The sequence below is a fragment of the Streptomyces sp. NPDC006872 genome (assembly GCF_040635845.1).
Taxonomy (GTDB): Bacteria; Actinomycetota; Actinomycetes; order Streptomycetales; family Streptomycetaceae; genus Streptomyces.
Map to the genome: position 1 here is coordinate 382,799 of NZ_JBEYIL010000003.1, position 19,797 is coordinate 402,595.

The 19,797-nt window shown below is 72.0% G+C and carries 19 protein-coding genes; 8 read left to right on the plus strand and 11 right to left on the minus strand.

Annotated elements, in window-relative coordinates:
* Positions 1-26 precede the first annotated feature (26 nt).
* On the plus strand, positions 27-1,112 hold the full coding sequence (locus tag ABZ725_RS10725) for a hypothetical protein (protein WP_358802341.1): 1,086 nt from the start codon (positions 27-29) through the stop codon (positions 1,110-1,112).
* Here the strand turns inward: ABZ725_RS10725 and ABZ725_RS10730 are convergent.
* Positions 1,096-1,905: an NPP1 family protein gene (locus ABZ725_RS10730; protein WP_358802342.1), complete on the minus strand. Its 810-nt coding sequence runs from the start codon at positions 1,903-1,905 to the stop codon at positions 1,096-1,098. The two genes, ABZ725_RS10725 and ABZ725_RS10730, sit on opposite strands and share 17 nt — an antisense overlap.
* Positions 1,906-2,091: 186 nt before the next feature.
* Between ABZ725_RS10730 and ABZ725_RS10735 the strand changes: the two genes are divergently transcribed.
* Entirely contained in the window at positions 2,092-5,865 is a 3,774-nt protein-coding gene (locus ABZ725_RS10735) for a hypothetical protein (RefSeq protein ID WP_358802343.1), read from the plus strand.
* A 23-nt stretch (positions 5,866-5,888) separates the two neighbouring features.
* On the opposite strand, the gene ABZ725_RS10740 is transcribed toward ABZ725_RS10735, so the two are convergent.
* Positions 5,889-6,071 carry a hypothetical protein gene (locus ABZ725_RS10740; protein ID WP_358802344.1) on the minus strand — a complete coding sequence of 61 codons (183 nt, stop codon included), beginning with the start codon at positions 6,069-6,071 and terminating at the stop codon, positions 5,889-5,891.
* A gap of 308 nt (positions 6,072-6,379) precedes the next feature.
* On the opposite strand from ABZ725_RS10740, the gene ABZ725_RS10745 reads away from it, so the two are divergent.
* Together ABZ725_RS10745 and ABZ725_RS10750 are read left to right on the plus strand one after the other, a co-directional pair.
* On the plus strand, positions 6,380-7,723 hold the full coding sequence (locus ABZ725_RS10745) for a helix-turn-helix domain-containing protein (RefSeq protein ID WP_358802345.1): 1,344 nt from the start codon (positions 6,380-6,382) through the stop codon (positions 7,721-7,723).
* A 28-nt stretch (positions 7,724-7,751) separates the two neighbouring features.
* A complete protein-coding gene (locus ABZ725_RS10750) occupies positions 7,752-8,216 on the plus strand; it encodes a nuclear transport factor 2 family protein (RefSeq protein ID WP_358802346.1) in 465 nt (154 codons plus the stop codon).
* 27 nt (positions 8,217-8,243) lie between these two features.
* On the opposite strand, the gene ABZ725_RS10755 is transcribed toward ABZ725_RS10750, so the two are convergent.
* A complete protein-coding gene (locus tag ABZ725_RS10755) occupies positions 8,244-9,218 on the minus strand; it encodes a nucleoside hydrolase (protein ID WP_358802347.1) in 975 nt (324 codons plus the stop codon).
* 426 nt (positions 9,219-9,644) lie between these two features.
* Here ABZ725_RS10755 and ABZ725_RS10760 point away from each other — a divergent pair, with 426 nt between their 5' ends.
* Positions 9,645-10,418: a hypothetical protein gene (locus tag ABZ725_RS10760; RefSeq protein WP_358802348.1), complete on the plus strand. Its 774-nt coding sequence runs from the start codon at positions 9,645-9,647 to the stop codon at positions 10,416-10,418.
* A gap of 18 nt (positions 10,419-10,436) precedes the next feature.
* Here ABZ725_RS10760 and ABZ725_RS10765 read toward each other — a convergent pair whose 3' ends face one another.
* The 4 genes from ABZ725_RS10765 to ABZ725_RS10780 all read right to left on the minus strand — a co-directional run bounded on the left by ABZ725_RS10765 (position 10,437) and on the right by ABZ725_RS10780 (position 14,175).
* Positions 10,437-11,222: a TIGR03943 family protein gene (locus ABZ725_RS10765; RefSeq protein ID WP_358802349.1), complete on the minus strand. Its 786-nt coding sequence runs from the start codon at positions 11,220-11,222 to the stop codon at positions 10,437-10,439.
* Positions 11,219-12,235 carry a permease gene (locus tag ABZ725_RS10770; protein ID WP_358802350.1) on the minus strand — a complete coding sequence of 339 codons (1,017 nt, stop codon included), beginning with the start codon at positions 12,233-12,235 and terminating at the stop codon, positions 11,219-11,221. Before ABZ725_RS10770 ends, ABZ725_RS10765 begins: the two co-directional genes overlap by 4 nt.
* A 133-nt stretch (positions 12,236-12,368) precedes the next feature.
* Positions 12,369-12,944 carry a DUF1062 domain-containing protein gene (locus tag ABZ725_RS10775; RefSeq protein ID WP_358802351.1) on the minus strand — a complete coding sequence of 192 codons (576 nt, stop codon included), beginning with the start codon at positions 12,942-12,944 and terminating at the stop codon, positions 12,369-12,371.
* Positions 12,945-13,200: 256 nt separating this feature from the next.
* Complete coding sequence (locus ABZ725_RS10780; RefSeq protein ID WP_358802352.1) at positions 13,201-14,175, minus strand: LAETG motif-containing sortase-dependent surface protein; 975 nt, start codon at positions 14,173-14,175, stop codon at positions 13,201-13,203.
* Between the two features lie 316 nt (positions 14,176-14,491).
* On the opposite strand from ABZ725_RS10780, the gene ABZ725_RS10785 reads away from it, so the two are divergent.
* Positions 14,492-16,153: a glycoside hydrolase family 13 protein gene (locus ABZ725_RS10785; RefSeq protein WP_358802353.1), complete on the plus strand. Its 1,662-nt coding sequence runs from the start codon at positions 14,492-14,494 to the stop codon at positions 16,151-16,153.
* Positions 16,154-16,179: 26 nt separating this feature from the next.
* Here ABZ725_RS10785 and ABZ725_RS10790 read toward each other — a convergent pair whose 3' ends face one another.
* Positions 16,180-16,914 carry a DUF4142 domain-containing protein gene (locus ABZ725_RS10790; protein WP_358802750.1) on the minus strand — a complete coding sequence of 245 codons (735 nt, stop codon included), beginning with the start codon at positions 16,912-16,914 and terminating at the stop codon, positions 16,180-16,182.
* A 175-nt stretch (positions 16,915-17,089) separates the two neighbouring features.
* On the opposite strand from ABZ725_RS10790, the gene ABZ725_RS10795 reads away from it, so the two are divergent.
* Entirely contained in the window at positions 17,090-17,830 is a 741-nt protein-coding gene (locus tag ABZ725_RS10795) for an MOSC N-terminal beta barrel domain-containing protein (protein WP_358802354.1), read from the plus strand.
* Here the strand turns inward: ABZ725_RS10795 and ABZ725_RS10800 are convergent.
* The 3 genes from ABZ725_RS10800 to ABZ725_RS10810 are packed head-to-tail and all read right to left on the minus strand — an operon-like array spanning position 17,799 to position 19,113.
* Positions 17,799-18,035, minus strand: coding sequence for a hypothetical protein (locus ABZ725_RS10800; protein WP_358802355.1), 237 nt, complete (start codon positions 18,033-18,035; stop codon positions 17,799-17,801). The genes ABZ725_RS10795 and ABZ725_RS10800 overlap by 32 nt on opposite strands.
* A 9-nt stretch (positions 18,036-18,044) precedes the next feature.
* A complete protein-coding gene (locus tag ABZ725_RS10805; protein WP_358802356.1) occupies positions 18,045-18,275 on the minus strand; it encodes a DUF397 domain-containing protein in 231 nt (76 codons plus the stop codon).
* 7 nt (positions 18,276-18,282) lie between these two features.
* Positions 18,283-19,113 carry a helix-turn-helix transcriptional regulator gene (locus ABZ725_RS10810; RefSeq protein WP_358802357.1) on the minus strand — a complete coding sequence of 277 codons (831 nt, stop codon included), beginning with the start codon at positions 19,111-19,113 and terminating at the stop codon, positions 18,283-18,285.
* A 207-nt stretch (positions 19,114-19,320) separates the two neighbouring features.
* On the opposite strand from ABZ725_RS10810, the gene ABZ725_RS10815 reads away from it, so the two are divergent.
* On the plus strand, positions 19,321-19,740 hold the full coding sequence (locus ABZ725_RS10815; protein WP_358802358.1) for an ATP-binding protein: 420 nt from the start codon (positions 19,321-19,323) through the stop codon (positions 19,738-19,740).
* The last annotated feature ends 57 nt before the right edge of the window (positions 19,741-19,797 follow it).

Sequence of the window (19,797 nt, forward strand, 5' to 3'; positions counted from 1 at the left end):
GTACGTGATCGACAGGGGAGGGGACCATGACCGGAACCGTGCTGGTGCTCGCGGCCTCGCCCATGGGCAAGGGACGTCTGGTGGACGCGGCCTCCGTGCTCCCCGTGCTGGCGGCCGTGACGCCCTCCGTGCTGGCCGGCACCGACACCGCGAACGTCGTCGAACTCGCCGATCCGCTGGAGCCGCAGGCCGTGCTGACCCGGCTGCGGGCCGCGGCGGCCGCGCCCGGGCCGCTGACCCTGTTCGTCGCCGGACAACTGCACCTCGACCGGCGTCAGCGGCTGCCGCATCTCGCGTTGGCGCGGACGACGCCGTCGACCGTGCGGTACACGGCGCTGCCGTGGCACTGGTTCCGGGAGGAGCTGCGGTTGCGGGCGGCCGGGTCCACGACGGTGGTGCTCGATCTGCATGCGGACGCCGAAGTCTGGGAGTGGCTGCGCGCGAACGTGCTGGACTGCGGGCCCGGGGCCGCCGTGTACGGGCGGGTCGCGCCTCCGCCCGCGGGGCGGCGGGGGGTTGCGGCGCCGTCCTATATGAAGGCGGTCGCGACGATACTGCGCAGTGGGGAGCGGCCGGAGATCTCGCGGTTGCACCAGGCCGCGCTCACTCGACTCGCCGGGGAGGGGGAGACGGCGGACCTGGTGCTGTCCGCCCCTGCCGCACCTTGGCCGAAAGACCAGGACGCCGATCCCCATACCGCCATCTCCGGGGCCGTCCAGGCCGGGCGGCATGCCGATGCCGATTCCCTCGCCGCCCGTTGGGAGCAGGCAGCCGTGGTCGCCCACGGGCGGGGGTCCGAGGAGGCCCTGCACTGGGCCGAGGTCCGGGCGGATCTGGCGATGTTCGCCGGGGACGCCGAGCGGAGCTGCCGGACGTGGCTGGCCGTCGCCGTCGTCCGGCTGGAGGTGGGGCAGCCGGTCGACGCTCCTGCGGTGGAGGCGGCCGTGGACCGGGCGCACCACCAGTGGGGGCGGATCGACAGCGCGGCCCGAGCGCGTGAGCTCGGGCCGGCGCTCGCCGAGTTGCGTGCCAGGGTGCCCGGTCGCCGCGAGGGCGCCCTGGATCACGTCCAGCAGCAGTTGCGGCAGTTGGAGGTCAGCTCCAGGCGTTGAAGCCGATACCGGACGGCTTGGCCTTGTTCAGGGTGTTGCGGAAGCGGTCGTTCTTGTCCTGGAGCGGGAAGTTGGCCTGGCCCCAGTCGGAGTTGGCGAGCGCGTTGAAGGCCGTGCGGTTCTGGCTCCACAGGGTGTCGTAGGGGACCAGGGCCGGACGGTCCCAGTTGTCGCCGCCCCAGGCCTCCGCCTTCTCGCCGACCTTGGCGAAGCGGAAGGAGTGCGTGCCGAACTCGCCTTCCTTGTGGTAGACGACCTTGAAGCGCTTGCCGACCCGCTCGACGTCGTTGAACCGCTTGGTCGTGTAGTTGCCGTGGGCGGACGTCGACACATAGCTCGGCCACTCGTCGTTGCCGTGCCACCAGACCACGGCGGCCTCCCACTCGTGCCGGTGGCCGATCTCGACGACGGCGTTGCCCTGGTCCTTCTCCATGTACAGGGTGTAGACGACGGCGCACCAGCCGGTGCCCTTGTCGCACTTGGACCGCGAGTAGGTGTTGGCCTTGCCGAGGTGGTTGGTGCGGCAGCCGCCGGTGATCGAGCCGGAGTTGTTCAGACCCCCGTTGAGGCGGCCACTGGAGTCGACGGCGGCGGCCGGGAAGCAGCTGTCGCTGTCGTAGTCGAACAGCGGCTGGAACTTCTCCTGCGTGGGGGCGCCGGCGCCCATGTAGGGGAAGGGGGTGAGGATCGCCGCGTCGGCACTGCCGGTCAGGCCGAGGGTCAGCGCGGCGGCGGTGCCGGCGACGACGGCGGCTCGGCCGAGGCGCGACGTCTTGGTTGCCAGGGATGACATGCGGGTGCTCTCCAGTTCCTCGAGTGCTCGGACGAGTTCGAGGCTGGCGGGCCCGGAGTTGATCGGCAGCCCCTTTCCCTGGGGCGATCAATTCCCGTGCGTTGTCCGGGCGCGGTTTCTGCACGTCATCAACCTCACACCAGGCGTTGGTGTACGACGGATCACGACGAAACGTAGTTTGAGCCCGTGGGACGCCCCGAACGACCCTTGGACCCCAAGGCCGGTCCCGTGCAACGCCTTGCGAACGACCTCCGTGAGCTGCGCGCGTCCGCCGGCTCCCCCTCGTACCGCACGATGGCGAAGACGGCCGGTTTCTCCGCGACGACGCTCTCGCAGGCGGCGGCCGGCGAGCGGCTGCCGTCGCTCGCGGTGGTCCAGGGGTATGCGCGGGCCTGCGGGGCGGATCCCGGGGAGTGGGAGCCCCGGTGGAAGGAGGCCGAGGCCGAACTCGCCCAGGCCGCGGCCGACGACGAGGGGGAGGCGACCCCGCCGTACCGGGGGCTGGCCCGGTTCGAGCCGGACGACCGTGCGCTGTTCTTCGGCCGGGACCGGCTGCTCGACGAGGTGCAGGGGCTGGTGTGCGGCGAGCACCGGTTCGCGGTGCTGTTCGGGGCCTCGGGGAGCGGGAAGTCGTCGCTGCTGAGGGCGGGGTTGATTCCCCGGCTGCGGGAGAAGATCGCGGAGCTCGGGGGTCCTGCGGTGCTGCGGGTGCTCACACCCGGGCCGCGGCCGGCCGCCACGTACGGGCATCTGCTGGCCCCGGCGGAGGGCGAGCCGGAGGCCTGGGTGGTCGTCGACCAGTTCGAGGAGGTCTTCACCCTCTGCCGGGACCCCGAGGAGCGGGCCCGCTTCCTGGAGCTGCTGCTGGCCGCGCGGGACCCGGCCTCCCGGCTGAAGGTGCTGGTCGCCGTCCGCGCGGACTTCTACGCCCGGTGCGCCGAGCACCGGGGGCTGGCGGACGCGTTGCGGTCGTCCGCGCTGCTGGTCGGCCCGATGTCGGCGGACGAGCTGCGGGAGACGGTGGTGCGGCCCGCGCAGGCGGCGGGGCTGCTCGTGGAGCGGGAGCTGACCGCGCGGATCGTCGAGGAGGTCCTGGACCAGCCCGGCGCGCTGCCGATGCTGTCGCACGCGCTGCTGGAGACCTGGCGGCGGCGCAAGGGGCGGATGCTGACGCTGGCCGCCTACGAGGCGGTCGGCGGGGTCAGCGGCGCGATCGCGGCGAGCGCCGAGGAGGTGTACCGGCAGCTCTCCCCGGCGCAGGCGCACACCGCCCGCCGGCTGCTGCTGCGGATGGTGGAGCCGGGGCAGGGGACGCCGGACACCCGCCGCCCGCTGACCCGGGCCGAGCTCAGGGAGTACGCGGACCCCGAGGCCCCGGTGGTGCTGGAACGGCTGGCCGTCGCCCGGCTGCTGACGGCCGACGAGGACGGCGTCCATCTCGCCCACGAGGCCCTGATCGGCTGCTGGCCCCGGCTGCACGGCTGGGTCGAGGAGGACCGGGAGCGGCTCAGACACCACCGTCGGCTCAGCGAGGGCGCGCACGCCTGGCTGGAGCACGACCGCGACCCGGGCGCGCTGTACCGGGGCAGCCGGCTGGCGCGGGCGGAGGAACTCTTCCCCGACCATGCGACCGACCCGGGGCTGACCGCCGTCGAGCGGTCGTTCCTCCTCGCCGCGTTCGACGCCCGGGAGGCGGAGCGGCTGGCCGCGGCCCGGTCCAGGCGCCGGGGCCGGATGCTGGTGGGAGCGCTCTCCGGGGTGCTGGCGGTGTGTCTGGTGGTCGTCCTGGCCGCGTTCGAGCAGCATCGGGACAACGACCGGCAGCGCACGCAGAACACCGCCCGCCGGATCGCCGCCGTCGCCGACGGACTGCGCACGACCGACCCGCGGGCCGCGCTGCTGCTCGGGGTCGCCGCGTGGCGGATCGCCCCGCTGCCGGAGACCCGCCGAGCCCTGCTCGGCTCGCTCGCCCAGCCGGAGCCGGACGCCTTCACCGACCCCGCCTCCGGTTACAGCGAGCGGCGCTTCCTCGTCGACTCCGGGCGGACGCTGCTCGGCGTGGGCGGCCGGGTCTGGCAGACCTGGGACGTGGCCACCCACCGTCGTACCGGCCGGGGCAGCCTCCCGGCGGGCGACGCGCTCGCGGCCGGACCGGACGGCCGGATCCTCGCGCTCTCCGACGACGAGGGCGTGCGGCTGTGGGACACGGCCGCCGGGACCTGGGCGAAGGCCGGGCGGACCACCGGCGACCACGACATCGGCCTCGCCCCGAGCGGCCGCGCCTACCTGCTCGGCCGGACGTACGAGGACGGCGTGCAGCTGCGCTCCCTCACGGACGACCGGCTGCTGTTCGAGACCCGGGACGCCGACCGGACGAACGTGATGCCGAGCGCCGACGACGGCAAGGTGGTCGTCTGCCCGACCGGCCATGCCCCCCAGGTGTGGGACACGGCCGCCCACCGCACGCTGCCCGGCGACTGGGAGAAGGCGGGCGCCCTCTGCGACAGCGACACGACGATGGCGGCGTACGGCTACGGCAGCCCGGACCGGTTCGCCGTGGTCGCCCCGACCGGGGTCCACGTCTGGGACATCCCGTCAGGACGGCTGGTCGGCGAGGTCGCCGACCAGGGCGTGCAGTACGCCTCCCTCAGCAAGGACGGGGCCTTCCTGGCGACGGGCGGCGCCGACGAGATCCGGATCTGGCGGCTGTCGAAGCCCGACGCCCCCGTCTTCCGGTACCCGCTCAACAACCAGCACGTCTACGACTGCCTCGCCTGGGACCCCGACCGGCCCTTCCTGCGCTACCTCGAGGGCGGCACCGTCCACACCCTCGACCTCACGACCGCCATGACCTCCCAGTGGCGCGAACAGCCCCTGGACGGCGTCCTGCTCAGCCCCGACGGCCGCACCCTGGCCACCGCCCGGCGCTCGGGCAGCCGCTACCGCTTCGAACTGCACGACACCCGGGACGGCAGACTCCTGCGCGCCCTCCCCGCCCCCTCGATGCCCGTCTCCGACGACCCCGCCCTGCCGGTCGTCCCGCAGGACACGGCCCCGCTCATGACCTTCAGCCCCGACGGCGGCTCCTTCGCCTACGGCATCGCGGTCGCCGGCCGGCAGGCGTCCCCGCAGCGCTTCACCGTCTGGGACGTCCACCACGACTGGCGGCAGAGCTCCCTGGACCTGTCGACGTCCGCGGCCGGCACCGCCGTCGTCACCCTCGCCCTGGACGCCGGCGGCCGCACCCTCTACACCACCCGCACCCCGGACATCGGCACGCTGAGCAACGAGGCGTGGGACACCGCGAGCCATCGCCGCAAGAGCGTCGTCACCGGCTCCGACCTGGCCGGCCTCCACCTCGCCGTCCGCCCCGACGGCGGGCTGCTGGTCGGCGACAACCGCTCCGCCCGGCTGCCCGGCGGCACGGGCACGCCGAAGGACCTCGTCCAGGGCGAGGAGATCAACGCGCTCGCCTTCAGCCCCGGCGGCAGCGGACTGGCGGCGGGCGACAAGACCGGCCGGGTCGCCCTGTGGGACGGCGACCTGCGCCACCGCTCGGGCGTCCTGCGCAACGTCTTCCCCGCGCCGCTCGGCGACACCCCGGAGGCCGTCAGCGCCCTCGCCCTCAGCCCGGACGGCCGCACTCTTGCCGTCGGCGGCGACGCGGGCACCCTCCAACTCTGGGACACGGCCACCCAACAACCCCTGGGCGGCCCCCTGCCCACCCCCGGCGAGGCCGTCGAGACCCTCGCCTTCAGCGGGGACGACACCACCCTGTACGCCGGGGCTCGGCACGTCCCGATCCAGCGCTACGCCGTGGACCCGGACCGCGCCGTGGCCCGCGTCTGCCTCCGCGCGGGCGACACCGAGCTGACGCCGTCCCAGTGGCGCACCTACGTACCGGACGCGGCCCACCGGAAGGTCTGCGGCCGGAAGGGCGTCGCCGACATCGCGCGCTAGGTCGGACACGGCCTAGGACTGGTCTAGGACGGGTCTTCGCCCTGCCCTGTGCGCTCGGCCCGCTCGGCCCGCCGGGCCCGCAGCGCGGCCCGCGCCGCGGCGACCTCCCGGTCGATCTGCTCCCTCAGCAGGCGTAGGCGAGCCTCCCGCTCCGCACCGGTCAGACCGGTGAGGCCCAGCCTGGCGTCACGTTCCTCCTGGGACACCGCCTAGCGCCGCTCGGTCGTCTCGTGCTGTGAGGCCGGCGCGGAGTCGGTGGCCCTTGCCGGGCCCGCGTTGGCGGCGGTGATCAGGGCCGTGACAGCCAGGAGCGCTGCGGCGACGGCCCTGACGTAGGGCGCGGAAGGGCGTGCGGAAGGGCGTGCGGCTGTGCGTCCGGGCACGGCTACCTCGCAACGTCGGCGACTGCGATACTCACGTCAGCAAGCCATTAAGCGTGCTTAACTCGCTGTTTAACCTAGGGGCTGAGATAGTCCAACGGCAAGAGGCACAGGGGGAGTTGGGGGAGTCGAGCGTGGGAGAGCGGGACGAACCGGAGGTCGTCGGCCGGCGGGTGCAGCGGTTGCGCGTCGAACGGGGCCTGACACAACGGCAGTTGGCCGAGCCGACCTACACCCCTGCCTATGTGTCCACGCTGGAGGCAGGCCGGGTGCGGCCCTCCGACGAGGCGCTCAAGCACATCGCCGAGCGGCTCGGCGTCGACTTCGAGGAGCTGGCGACCGGCCGGCCCGCCCGGCTGGTCACCGACCTGCGGCTGCGCCTCACCGAGGCCCAGCGGGCGCTGGCCACCGGCGAGGCCGAGGAGGCGGCACGGCAGTACACCGAGCTGCTCGCGGAGGCGGAGCAGCACGGCCTGGCCGAGGAGCAGGCCACCGCACTGCTCGGGCTCGGCGAGTGCGGGATCGACACGGGTGACCTGGACGCGGCCCGCCGCTGCTTCGAGCGCGCCGAGGCCGTACTCGCCGACGCCCCGCTCCCGGCCCGCGTCCCGGCCCTGCGCGGCCGCGCCGTCTCCCACTACCTCGCCGGTGAACTCCGGTACGCCGTCTACCTGCTGGAGTCCACGCTCGACGAGCTCAACCGGGGCGGACTGCACGACCCGGACGCGCTGCTGCTGCTCTACGCCTCCATCATCGGCCCGTACATGGACATGGGCGCGGCGGCCCGCGCCGCACAGGCCGCCGAGTTCGCCCTCGCCCTCGCGCCCCAGGTCGGCGACCCCGCGCTCGTCGCCCGTATGCACCGCTCCGTGGCTCGCACCCTCCTGGCCGAGGGCCGCCTGGCCGAGGCCGACGCCTCGCTGGCCAAGGCCGCCGAGCTCTACCGCCAGCTCCAGCTGCGCACCGAACTCGCCAACTGCCACTGGATGCGCGGCTACGTGTACGCGCAGAACGGCGAACTGGAGTGCGCCGAGGACGAGTTGAAGCAGGCGCAGGCCATGCTCTCGGCCCAGCGCGCCGCCCTCTACAGCAGCCAGGTCGCCGTCGAACTGGCCGACGTACTGCACCGCAGGGGCAAGTCCGACGAGGCCGCCGCCCTGCTGCACGACGTCCTCGGCGACCTCTCCCCCGAGCGCGGCGCCGTGCACTCCGCGGGCGCGCACCGGCTGCTCGGCATCATCGCCGAGGACGCCCGCGACACGGAGGCCGCCGAGGAGCACTACGTGCGCGCCCTCAGCCTCCTGGAGCGTGCGGGCGCGGCGGGCGACCTCGCCGACCTCTGCCGTCTGCTGGGCGACCTGCTGCGCCGCACCGGCCGCGTCGAGGCCGCCCTGGACGCCTACCGCACCGGCCTCGGCCACCGCACGGCCCCGGGCACGACAACCCTGGGCCCGGCCCCGGCCCAGCCGCCGCTGTAGCCGTACGACAACGGATGGGAGAGACGCTGTGAGCCCGAGCCCGAGCCCGCGCGAGGTGTTTCTCCGGCTTGTTCACGGGGTCGCCGACGGGAACTTCGACGAGTTGCCCGACCTGTACGGCGAGGTCACCGATGTCCGCCATCCGATGGCGACGCCGCAGTCCGAGCCGTTGACGAGTCGCAGTGCGCTCCGGGAGCACTTCACGGTGCCGCCGGAGGCCCGGGAGTCCTTGCCGAAGAGGCGGGTCGTCGATGTCGTCGTGCACGAGACCGCGGACCCAGAGGTGATCGTCGCCGAGTTCGCCTATGAGTTCATGTCGCCGGACGGCTCCCCGGCCAAGGTGCCCTGCGTCTTCGTCATGCGGATCCGGGACGGTCGGATCATCGAGTCACGCGACTACATCGACCCGATCCGCACGTACACGGCACGCGGAGACCTCGACCGCCTCCTCGCGTCGCTGCGCCGCGCCCCGGCGCGACCGCGCGAGCACTGAGCAGATGGGTACCCGGCACCCAGACGCCTAGGGGCCCTCCAGGGTCGTCAGCCACAGCTTTACGTAGCGTTCCACGTCCACGTCCAACGCCACGTCCACCAGGGCCTGTTCGCGGATGCCGTCGTGGATCTCGGACTCGCCGTGGCGGGGGCGGCGGTCGACGATCGTCTGGCCGCGGGACGGGCCGGCGGCGAGGGAGACCTCGACCGGGAGGCGTTCGGTGGTCAGGCCCGCCGGGTCGGCCACCGCGCAGACCGCGCCCGCGTCGCCGAGACCGCCGGTGGGGGTGGGGTCGCCGGAGGTGGCCGGGTCGCGGTGGGCGAGCAGTTCGCCGGCCAGCCGCAGCCGGGGCTCCGAACTCGCCCGCAGCCGGGCCACGTCCGCCGCCGGGACCAGGACCCGGGTGAACACGTCCAGGCCGTACATCGTGATCGGCACGCCCGCGGTGAGCAGGACCGCCGCCGCCTCCGGGTCGTGCCAGACGTTGAACTCCGCGACCGGGGTGGCGTTCCCGGTCGTCACCGCGCCGCCCATGAACACGATCCGCTCGATGTTGCGGGTCACCTCCGGGTGGGTGCGCAGCAGGAGGGCGATGTTCGTCAGCGGGGCGGTGGGGATCAGGGTGACCGGGCGCGGGGAGGCCAGGATCTCGCGGCGCAGCAGGGTGACGGCGTCCACGTCGACCGGGCGGCGGGTCGGGGCGGGCAGGCCCAGGTCGCCCATGCCGTCCTGTCCGTGCACATGCGACGCCGAACGGGCGGGCTCGATCAGCGGGCGCTCGGCGCCCCGGGCGACCGGGATGTCGCCGGCGCCCGCGTGCTCCAGCACGGTCAGCGTGTTGCGGACGACGCCGTCCACGTCCGTGTTCCCGGCGACGCAGGTCACCGCCCGCACGTCCAGGCCGGGATGGCGTACGGCGAACAGCAGGGCGAGGGCGTCGTCGACGCCGGTGTCGCAGTCGATGATCACGGGGATGGGCAGCTCGCTGCTCTGCTCGGTCACGTAAGGACTCCTTCCGCACACCAACCCGGTCGTTCCCGACCCTATGCGGACACGATCCTTCCCACAGCCCAGTCCCCCGCACCCGCCCCCGCCTCCCTGAGACGACGGCCGCCCGCCCCACTCCCCAACCCCCACCGACCGCAGCCGTACCGGCCGCCACACCCCCGCACCCCGCCCCGGCGACGCACATCGGCAGCCCGGTAGCGCACCGGCGGCCGCCCCCTCACGTGCGCCCGCGCTTCCCCGTCCCCGCCAAGCACCGCCCCGCCGCGTCCCCGAGCCCGGTCGATGCCCGGTGGCCCACTCGGTCGCAGCAACGTAGGTAACCCGTACGGCCCGCCGCGCTGGTCGGGGCGTAGTACCGGTGTTGCCGTGAGAGGAGGCAGCCCGGCACGACCCCGCGCGCACTTCTGGAGGCATCCCCCGATGAGCCGTCGTACCCTCCTGGCCTCCTCCGCACTGCTCCTCGGCGTCCTCACCGGCTGCGCCACCCTCGGGCTGGAGCATCCCCCGACCGCCGCGCCCGCCACGCCGACCGTCGTGCGGTCCTCGGCCAAGCCGACCGCGCCGACCACCGCGCCCGTGCTCACCGAGGCGCAGGCGCAGGCCGCTCTCATCACCGAGACCGACCTCGGCGCGCCCTGGACCCCCACCCACGGCGCGGCCACCTGGCGGGACGGGATGCTGAAGGCGACCACCCCCACCGCCGACTGCCAGAAGCTCCTGGACGACCTCTACGCCGACGAACTGCTCGGCGGCCCCGCCCGCGCGGTCGTCGCACTCGACGACCCCGACGCCGGCGCCCAGCTCCGCTACCAGCTCACCGGCAACCGCCCGGCGGACGTCGACCGCAAGCTGGCCTGGCTGAAGACGATGCCCCAGAAGTGCGCCCGGTTCACGGCCGAGGCGACCGGCGACACCGTGCTGGACGTGCAGGTCTCCGAGCTGCCGCTGCCGGAGGTGGGCGACGTCCGCCAGGGCCTGCGGGTGAGCCTGACCGTCTGGGCGACCGCCGAGGAGAACGGCGGCGACCCGACGGTCCTCACCCTGGACGTCGCCGCCGTCCGGGCCGGCGAGGACGCCTTCGGCCTCACCAACGGCGGCCTCGACGACGCCCCGAACGCGGCGACCCAGGCCGCCGTGCAACTCGGCGTACGGCGGCTCGAGGACGTCCGGAAGCAGGGGCGCGTGCAGGTGTGAACCGGGAATCGGCGGCCGCTACGGCTTTTCGTAGGGGTCCGCCGGCTGCTTCACCCGGGTGACCGTCGTCGCCGTCAGCAGCGGCGGCCAGGCCGCGTCGGAGCCGAGCTCGCCCTTCGGCAGCCAGGTTCCGGTGACGGTGACCCAGGTGTCGGCGGGCAGGACGTCGTCGTCCGCGCCCCGGATCTCGACCTTGCCGGTGGTGGCGTCGGCGGCGCAGCAGGTGACGGTGAGGCGGGTGACGTACCAGGCGCCGTCGTCGCCGTGGGTGACGAAGCCGGTCAGGCGGACGGTACGGCCCGTCAGCGAACGTTCGCTGTCGTAGATCGCGCGTGAGCTGAACTCGCCGACGGTGAGCGTCAGCGGGTTTCCGGCCGGGAGCGCCGGGAAGGCGCCGACGCCCTGCGCGGCCCGCTGGGCGGCCTCGCGGCCGGCGCTGTAGGAGCCGAGGGCGGGGGGCGGGAAGAGGAGGAGGGCGAGGGCGGGGAGGGTGAGCAGCCAGGCCACCCGGGGGCCGGCGGGGCCGTGCGAGTGCCCCTCGTGGCCCACCTCCTGCTCATCGTCCAGGTGGGATTCGTGGGGTTCGTGGGGTTCATGAGATTCGTGGTGATCGTCGTGTTCCGGGGTGCGGTGGCGCAGGACCGCCGTCACCAGGCCCAGCAGGACCAGCGCGACCCCCGAGACGATGAGGTACGGACGTAGGCCCGCCTGCACATACCGCAGGTACAGCTCGCTGCCGAGGGTGATCCGCAGGACCGCCCCGCCGGTGAGGAGGAGCAGTGCCGCCGGTCCGTACCGCCTCACAGCAGCCACCACCCCACGAGGACGCTGACGGTCAGGGCGACCACCCAGGTCGCCGACGCGAACCGTACGGCGAAGGACCGGCCGAAGGTGCCCGCCTGGAGGGCGATGAGCTTCAGGTCGACCATCGGGCCCACCACCATGAACGCCAGCCGCGCGGTGGGCGGGAAGGCGCTCAGGGAGGCGGCGACGAACGCGTCGGCCTCGCTGCACACGCACAGCACGACCGCCAGGACGGCCAGCAGCGGCACCGCGAGCCACGGGGAGCCGGTGAAGACGTCGAGGACCGAGCGCGGGACGACGATGTTGAAGGTCGCCGCGGCCGCCGCGCCCAGCACCAGGAAGCCGCCGGCGTGGAGGAAGTCGTGCTGCAGGCCGGTGAGGAAGGCGCGGGCTCCTCCGGTGGCGTGGGACTCCTGCCCGGCCGTCCGGGGCTTCGGCAGCCGCAGCCACTTCTCCTTCCCGAACCGCGCCCACAGCCAGCCCATCACCACGGCCGTGGCGAGCGAAGCGAGCAGCCGGGCCAGGACCATCTTCGGCTGGCCGGGGAAGGCGATCGAGGTCGCGACGAGCACGACCGGGTTGATCGCGGGCGCCGAGAGCAGAAAGGCGAGGGCGGCCGCCGGGGCGACCCCGCGCCGCATCAGGCTCCCGGCCACCGGAACGGAGGCGCACTCGCAGCCGGGCAGCACGACCCCGGCGACCCCCGCGACCGGCACGGCGAGCGCGGGGTTGCGCGGCAGGAGCCGACGGAACACCCGCTCCGGGACGAAGGCGCCGATCGCCGCCGACACGACCGTCCCGAGGAGGAGGAACGGCACGCCCTGGACGGCGACGGCGGTGAAGACCGTCCACCAGGCGGCCACCGGCGGGGTGTAGAGGTCGAGCGCGAGCAGCGGTCCGAGGACGGACACGACGGTCGCGATGGCGAGCAGCGCGGCGCCGCCCAGCACGGCGTACACGGACGCGCGCACGGCAAGCCGCAGGCCGTCGGCGACAGTCCGTTGGTTGTACACCTCGCGGAAGTTAGCGAGGACGGCTGTGGGTTGCCGCGGACTTTCCAAAGAACGTGCTGTGCGGACCCGTAGTCCCCCTAGGATCCGTAGGTCCCCCAGGACCCTTACGGCCCTGGGGGACCTACGGCAGGGCTCAGCGTTTGAGCGTGAAGGTGAAGTCGTCGGAGAGCTTGCCGCTCAGCCGGACCGCCGAGACGAGACTCCCCTCCGTGAGCAGTCGCTCGACCTCGGCCCGCGAAAGACCGCAGCCTTCAGCGATCAGCCGCACCGGCCGGACCGGGATCCGGGCCGCGAAGCGGACCGATACGTCGATCACTTCGCTCGCATCGATCACCTCGCTCACCTCGCGGTCCGGGTGATCCGATCCGCCGGTGTCGAGGCGCCAGGCGTCGTCCCAGTCGAGGGCGATGCGATTACGCCGCCGTACGACCGGATCCTGGAGCAACTCGGCTGCCAGAGCGGGGTCGTTGTCGTGCAGCCGGTCCAGCAGCTCAGGTCGTACGGAGCGCACCTGCATCCGCTCCAGGACCGTGAGCTTCGCCGTTTCCCCGCACCCGGTGCAGAGCACGAGGAGCCAGGCGTCGAGGAGCTTGTGGTTTGCGTTGACGCGAAATTTGCCGTTCGCCCGGAAGCGGTCGGACGCGCACGTATGGCAACGGCGCAGCACGAGCGGCAGGCAGGTGGGCATGACCACCCAGTTTTCGAGCACAGAAGTACACCGGTTTCAGTGAGAAGTCCGCAGCAAAAAGCAGCGCGGCGCACATGCGCGACGCGCGACAGATCAGCACTCGGGAGGTCTCACACGGTGTACAACGGCACGTCCTTGCCCAGACGACTTGGTCCGGCAGCACGGTAGCGGCGCTCAGCGGCGCGGCTCCACCGGTTTTCGAGCGGACGCGGCCCCGGCCGCAACGTGCGATCGCCCCGGCACCAAGAGCGTGCCGGGGCGATCGAACGAGCAGGCGTCAGGCGCGGGTCGCGGCCTTGCGGCGGCGGGTCGCGACGACGATGGCCGCGCCGCCCGCCAGCAGCGCCGCAGCGCCGCCCGCGATCAGCGGGGTGTCGCTGTTGGCGCCGGTCTCGGCGAGGTCGCCGCCACCGCCGTTGGGCGTCGGGGCCGGGGCGGTCGTCGACTCGGAGGCGGACGGGGTCGGGCTCGTCGAGTCCGAGGGGGACGGGGACGTCGACGTGTTCTCCGACGGGCTGCCGGACGGCGAGCCGGAGGGAGTGCCGGACGGCGTGTTCGCGGCCGGAGTGGTGGGCGGCTGCGACGTGGACGGAACGGTCGGCGGGTTGTTGGCCGGCGGCTCCTCGGTGACCGTGCAGTCCTTCGTGCCGCCGTTCCAGGCCGCGATCAGCTTGTCCTTGATGACCGGACGGTCCGGGCCCTTGGGCAGCTCGCCGTGGACGAACCCGTCCTTCGCGTCGAGCTCGCCGTCGAACTTGACCGCGCCCCGGTAGAGGTCGATCTGCGCGTAGCAGCCCGCGTCGGGCACGGCGATGTCGAGGGTGTCGGTCTGGCCGGGCTTGACCGTCACGCTGTCGAAGTCGACGAACACCTGCTCGCCCGAGGTGGCGAAGGTGGCGCCGTGGGCGAGGTAGGAGGCGAGGGAGGCGGTGCAGGTGCCGGCGTTCGCGGCCGCCCGGACGGTGATGTGGATCTTGCCGTCCTGGCTCGGCTTGAGGGTCTGGTCGTCGACCCGCACGGAGTCGAAGAAGTTCTTGCCGTCGAGCGAGAACTGGCAGCGGTCGGTCCCCGTCTCGGTGCCCGCGCCGGTCCCCGGCTGGTACTGGCCGCCGGACTTCCAGCCGTCGCCGCCGGGCGTCCCGGTACCGGCGAAGGCGCCGGACGCGGCGGCGACGGAAGCGGCGCACAGGGTGAGCGAAGCGGCGCCCGTCCCCAGCAGGCGGCGCACGGTGACACGTCTCGCTATGGACATGCGAATCCCATTCTTGGCGAATCCCCTACTCGGCGAGTCGCCAGGGCTGATTGGTCAGATCAGAAAGATCAGGAGGAAAACTCAGAAGACAGCAAGCTCAGAAGGAAAACTCAGGAGAAACACTGGGCCCTCTGGTAACGGGCGTCGCAGTGTGAGGTCATCGTCGTGTGCAGGTCAGACCGCTGTCAACCTGTGTCAAACCTCGGGGGGTTCAAGAATGCGTCACACGTTCACCGCACTTCCACCGGGTACGGAATGATCTACTCCGAATGACCCGCAGGTTCGCTTTCCCGGCAAGTTGGACAGAATTCCGTTCGTGACCGACTTCTCCTCCCACCACCCCGACTGGTGGCGCCAGGCCGTCGTCTACCAGGTCTATCCGCGCAGTTTCGCCGACGCGGACGGCGACGGCCTCGGAGACCTGCGAGGCGTTGCCGACCGGCTGCCCCACCTGGCCGGCCTCGGCGTGGACGCCCTCTGGCTCTCGCCCTTCTACCCCTCCGAGCTGGCCGACGGCGGCTACGACGTCGCCGACTACCGGGACGTCGACCCGCGCCTGGGCACCCTGGCCGACTTCGACGCGCTGGCCGCCGAGGCCCACCGCCTCGGCCTGAAGGTGATCGTCGACCTGGTCCCCAACCACACCTCCCACCTGCACCCCTGGTTCCAGGAGGCCTTGGCGGCCGGCCCCGGCTCCCCGGCCCGCGACCGCTACGTCTTCCGCGAGGGCCGCGGCTCGAGCGGCGAACTCCCGCCCACCGACTGGCAGTCGGTCTTCGGCGGCAGCGCGTGGCAGAGAATCTCCGACGGTCAGTGGTACCTGCATCTCTTCACCCGGGAGCAGCCGGACCTCGACTGGTCCCACGAGGAGGTCCGCGAGGACTTCCGCACCACCCTGCGCTTCTGGTCCGACCGAGGCGTCGACGGCTTCCGCATCGACGTCGCCCACGCCCTGGCCAAGGACCTCACCGAGCCCCTACGCGACCTGGGCGGCCCGGAGTCGAGCGGCGAGGACGCCCTGTCGCACCTGCCGCCCGGCACGCACCCCTTCTACGACCGCGACGAGGTCCACGAGATCTACCGCGACTGGCGCACGATCCTCGACTCCTACACCCCGCCCCGCACGGCCGTCGCCGAGGCCTGGGTCCCGGGAGCCCGCCGAGCGCTCTACGCCCGCCCGGACGAACTCAACCAGGCCTTCAACTTCGAGTATCTGCAGGCGGGTTGGGACGCGGAGCAGCTCCGTGAGGTCATCACCGACTCCCTGGCCACGGCCCGAGCGGTCGGCGCCTCCGCCACCTGGGTGCTCTCCAACCACGACGTCGTCCGCCACCCCTCACGCCTGATGCTCCCGCCGGGCACGGACCGCAACGCCTGGCTGCTCTCCGACGGCACCGTCCCGCGCGTGGACGAGCAGGCCGGTCTGCGCCGGGCCCGAGCGGCGACGCTGCTGATGCTGGCGCTGCCGGGATCGTCGTACGTCTACCAGGGCGAGGAACTGGGTCTGCCCGAGGTGGCGGATCTGCCCGTGGACGCCCTCCGGGACCCCCTCTGGGAGCAGACGGGTCACGCCGACAAGGGTCGGGACGGCTGCCGGGTGCCACTGCCCTGGACGACGACAGGACCGTCGTACGGCTTCGGCGCGGGCGGCGCATGGCTGCCGCAGCCGCCGTACTTCGCACGCTATGCGGCCGAGGCGCAGACCGGCGTGGAAGGCTCCACCCTGGAGTTCTACCGAACGGCCCTGCGGCTGCGCCGCAAGCTGCTGTCGGGCGAGGAGCTCACCTGGCACGGGACGACGAACACCCCGGGCGTCCTGTTCTTCGCCCGCTCGGACGGCTGGCGCTGCATGACGAACCTGTCGGACGCACCGGTACCGCTCCCACCGGGGGAGGTGCTCCTGACCAGCATGCCTTTGGACGACCATGGACCGGGAGGAGGAACCCTCCCCCCGGACACGACGGTCTGGCTGGCCTGAGTGAGGAGCGGTGGTGCTGAGAGCGCCTACTGGGACTGCTGCTGCTGACCGCCCACGGCCGCGCTGAGGTCCACCGGGGTGGACGTGGCGTTCGGCGGCGGGGTCAGGACGACCAGCGGCTGACCGGCGGGCGGGACCGGCGGGGTCATGTCCGACTTGGGCAGCTTCGGCGGCGTGGTCTGGTTGAACAGCGTCGTGTCGAAGTCGACCAGACCGGTGTTCTCCATCACCGTGATGTGGTCCAGCACCGTGTCGTTGGCCTGGTCGGCCAGGGCGCGCACCAGCGTGTTCTTCGTCGTCGAGCGGATCTTCGCCACGGTGTTGAAGATGGAGCCGTGCGTCTGGCGCAGGATGTTGGCGAAGTCGACGTCGAACTGCTTGCCCTGGTCCGCCTTGAGGGTGGTGACGAACCCCTCCTGCTGCGGACTCGCCACGTTGGGGATCGTGACGTTCAGCATCGGCGCGATCTTGCGAACGGTCTCGTCCAGCGCCGCGTGCCCGTCGATCAGGTGCTGGCTCGCGATCAGAACAGCCTTGCTCTGCCCCTTCTGGAGCCCGATCTGCCCGACCGGGTACTCCCACAGGCCGGCCGCGCGCACCGCCACGACGAAGTTGCGGTCGCCTTCCGTCAGCGGCCCCCACTGGGTGTTGGCGATGATCCGGTCGGTGGACGTCGACACCGTGTCCAGCCCGAGCATCGATGGGTAGGCGAGCGCTCCGAGCGTGAGGGTCATCGCGCCGCCCACGAAGAGAGTTCCCATCGCGTTCCGCGAAAGTTGCACCGTTCCTCCTGCCCGGTCGGGGAATCCGCCGCTATGTCGCTGCCCGGTGGGCTCCGACACACAGGAATACGGGCGGGAAGCGGTTCGGACTCACAGGGTTCGGCAAAAAGTTCTTGGACGGGAAGAGCCGGGAAGGCGCGAGGGGGAGTCAGGGATGACGGCAGCGAGGCTGGCAGGCATCACGTATTACCCGGTGAAGGGCTGTGCGGGCATCGCTCTGACGGAGGCGACGGTGACCCCGAGCGGTCTCGTCGACGACCGCGCCTACGCGATCCTCGACGAGAAGGGCGACGTCCGCTGGCAGTGGGGCGACCCGGGCCTGGCGCTGATCACCCCGCAACTCGTCGACGGCGAACTGACGTTGAGCGCGCCGGGTCGGGATCCGGTCAAGGGGGAGGGCGCGGCGGCGAACGCCTGGCTCACCGACCTTCTGGGCGTCCCCAGCACCCTGGTCCGGGTCAGTCCTCCGGCAGGCAACAGCAACCGCCTGCACGTCATCTCCCGCGCCACCCTGGCGGCCCTGAACGACCGCCTGACCGAACGCGGTTCCGCGCCCCTCCCCATGAACCGCTTCCGCCCCAACCTGGTCATCGACGGCTGGCCCACCCCTCACACCGAGGACGACGCGCCTCACTTGTCCATAGCCGACACCGAACTCACCTTCACGGAACGGACGATCCGCTGCGCGATCACGATGGTCGACCAGGAAACCGGCCGCCGGGACGGCCCGGAACCCCTACGCACCCTGGCGACCTACCGCCGCACGAGGGGCACCGACGACGACGCGGACACCGACAAGGGCATCGCCTTCGGCGCGTACTTCGCCGTGCGACGGGCGGGAAAGGTATCGGTGGGGGACGAGATCACGCGGACGGCGCGCCCTCGATGTCCTTGAGCAGCCGACGGGCTTTGAGCGCGCGGTTCATGGTGTGCACGCGGATGGCGGTGAACAGGACCACGGCGGCCCCGAGGGCGGCCATCTTCCACTCGTCGTCGCGAACGGCCGCGTAGAACAGGAAGCCGCTGAAGACGACGCCGAAGACGACGAGCAGAGGCTCGCGCACCCAGAACGGGAGCGCGCGAAGCAGAAGACCGATCATTCGGTCACTTCAGCAGGGGTGTTCCGGGCGCGCTGTGATGGAGGCCACAATTCCGGGGGCTTCTGTGCGTATGGAGTGAAGGAGATGTGCGAGGGGGGCGGGGGGTGCGGTGAGGGCAACGGCGGGGGCGTCGGATTCGCGGAGGTGGAGGGTGGCGGAGGTGGAGGCGAGTTCGAGGCAGGTGTTGCCGTCGCCTTCGCCGGAGTGAGAGGACTTCTGCCAGTTGTCGGGGAGATTCATCGGCTCCTCAAAGCTCGTCGGCCAGCTTGTGAATGAAGTCGCGCGACGGTTTGGGTTCGAGTGACGCAGCCTGCACTCTACGGAAGCGCGTTCGATAGGCGTCGAGTTGAGTCTCGGAGTCGACAAGAACTGTGCCGTGCGGTGCGTCCCGCACCACCGTGTCCAGTTTGGGCAGGCTGCCACCCACGTACGTCATCGCGCCTGAAGCGCTGGAGAAGCCGTCCAGGTCGAAGGGGACGACGCGCAGAGTGATGTGGTCCGCCTCGGAAAGTTCCACGAGCCGTGTGAGTTGAACCCTCGATGCGCTGCGGTCGCTGACTCTGATGCGCAGTGCCGCTTCGTGGATCACGACGTCGTACGAGGTGATCTTCTTCTGGCGGGCCATTCGATAGCGCACGCGCAACTCAAGTTCCTCAGGGGTGAGTTCGGGGACCCGGGAGGAGAAAACGGCGCGAGCGTAGTCCTCCGTCTGCAACAGGCCGGGCACGAACACGATCGCCACCTCACGGTGGAACGTGGCGTGGTGATCCAGCTCGGACAGGTTCAGGAACGATGTCGGCAGCAGGCCTCGGTACTCCTCCCACCAGCCACGCGTCCGGTCGGTGGCCATGGCGACGAGGGCGTCGATGAACTCACCGTCCGTGCAGGCGTAGTGGGACGCAAGGCGACGCAGTCTCTCTTCGCTGACGCCCGCGAGTCCGGACTCGATGTGAGTGATCTGGGTGGGGCTCACGCCGAGCAGCGCGGCCGCTTGGCGGGCGTTGAGGTCTGCCGCCTCGCGGAGTCTGCGCAGTTCAGTCGCCAGACGCAGTTGGCGTGCCGTTGCTTCGCGCCTCACAGCTCTCGACCGCTCCTAGGTTCAACGCGCCCGTGAGCGCGACTCGTTCGGCTTCAGATTACGGGATCGGCTTGCCGCGTCTCTATATTTAGATCTACCGTCGGTGACGCGAGCTTCACTCTGCGGAAGCGCACCGTTCCGTCCTGCCATGACGGCTGCGGCACTGCCACCGCGTCCAGCCACCCCCCACCAACTTGGAGCCGACCCATGCCCGAAACCGTCCCCGCCGCCGACTCCTGGGAGTACTCCCTCTACGTCCCCATCGACCCCAGAGCCGTCACCGTCTCCCGCCACACCCTCCGCGCGGTCCTCACCGTCAACGGCCTCGCTCACCTCATCGACACCGCCGAGCTCCTCGCCTCGGAGCTGGTCTCCAACGCCGTCCTGCACACCAAGGGCCCGGCCTGCCTCCGGCTGCGCTTCCGGGACGGCGTCCTCCAGATCGGTGCCTGGGACGCGGACCCCGAACCGCCGGACCCGCCAAGCAGGTTGGAGTCGCTCGGGGAGGCGGAAAGCGGCCGGGGTATGGCGCTGGTACGGGCCTGCTCGGACCTATGGCACTGGCAGCCACTGTCCCGGATGGGGCACGGGGGCAAGCTCGTTTGGTGCGAACTGAACGCGGCGTAGCTCGTTGATCACGTCGACTCGTGCCTGGCAGACCCCCAGGCCAAGCAGATGTGGAGG

What these genes read in the sequence shown, in the direction of transcription:
- ABZ725_RS10725 (WP_358802341.1), top strand. Translation starts at nt 27, where the DNA reads ATGACCGGAACCGTGCTGGTGCTCGCGGCCTCGCCCATGGGCAAGGGA.
- ABZ725_RS10805 (WP_358802356.1), bottom strand. Translation starts at nt 18,275, where the DNA reads ATGAATCTCCCCGACAACTGGCAGAAGTCCTCTCACTCCGGCGAAGGC.
- ABZ725_RS10800 (WP_358802355.1), bottom strand. Translation starts at nt 18,035, where the DNA reads ATGATCGGTCTTCTGCTTCGCGCGCTCCCGTTCTGGGTGCGCGAGCCT.
- ABZ725_RS10815 (WP_358802358.1), top strand. Translation starts at nt 19,321, where the DNA reads ATGCCCGAAACCGTCCCCGCCGCCGACTCCTGGGAGTACTCCCTCTAC.
- ABZ725_RS10790 (WP_358802750.1), bottom strand. Translation starts at nt 16,914, where the DNA reads ATGGGAACTCTCTTCGTGGGCGGCGCGATGACCCTCACGCTCGGAGCG.
- ABZ725_RS10780 (WP_358802352.1), bottom strand. Translation starts at nt 14,175, where the DNA reads ATGTCCATAGCGAGACGTGTCACCGTGCGCCGCCTGCTGGGGACGGGC.
- ABZ725_RS10760 (WP_358802348.1), top strand. Translation starts at nt 9,645, where the DNA reads ATGAGCCGTCGTACCCTCCTGGCCTCCTCCGCACTGCTCCTCGGCGTC.
- ABZ725_RS10795 (WP_358802354.1), top strand. Translation starts at nt 17,090, where the DNA reads ATGACGGCAGCGAGGCTGGCAGGCATCACGTATTACCCGGTGAAGGGC.
- ABZ725_RS10730 (WP_358802342.1), bottom strand. Translation starts at nt 1,905, where the DNA reads ATGTCATCCCTGGCAACCAAGACGTCGCGCCTCGGCCGAGCCGCCGTC.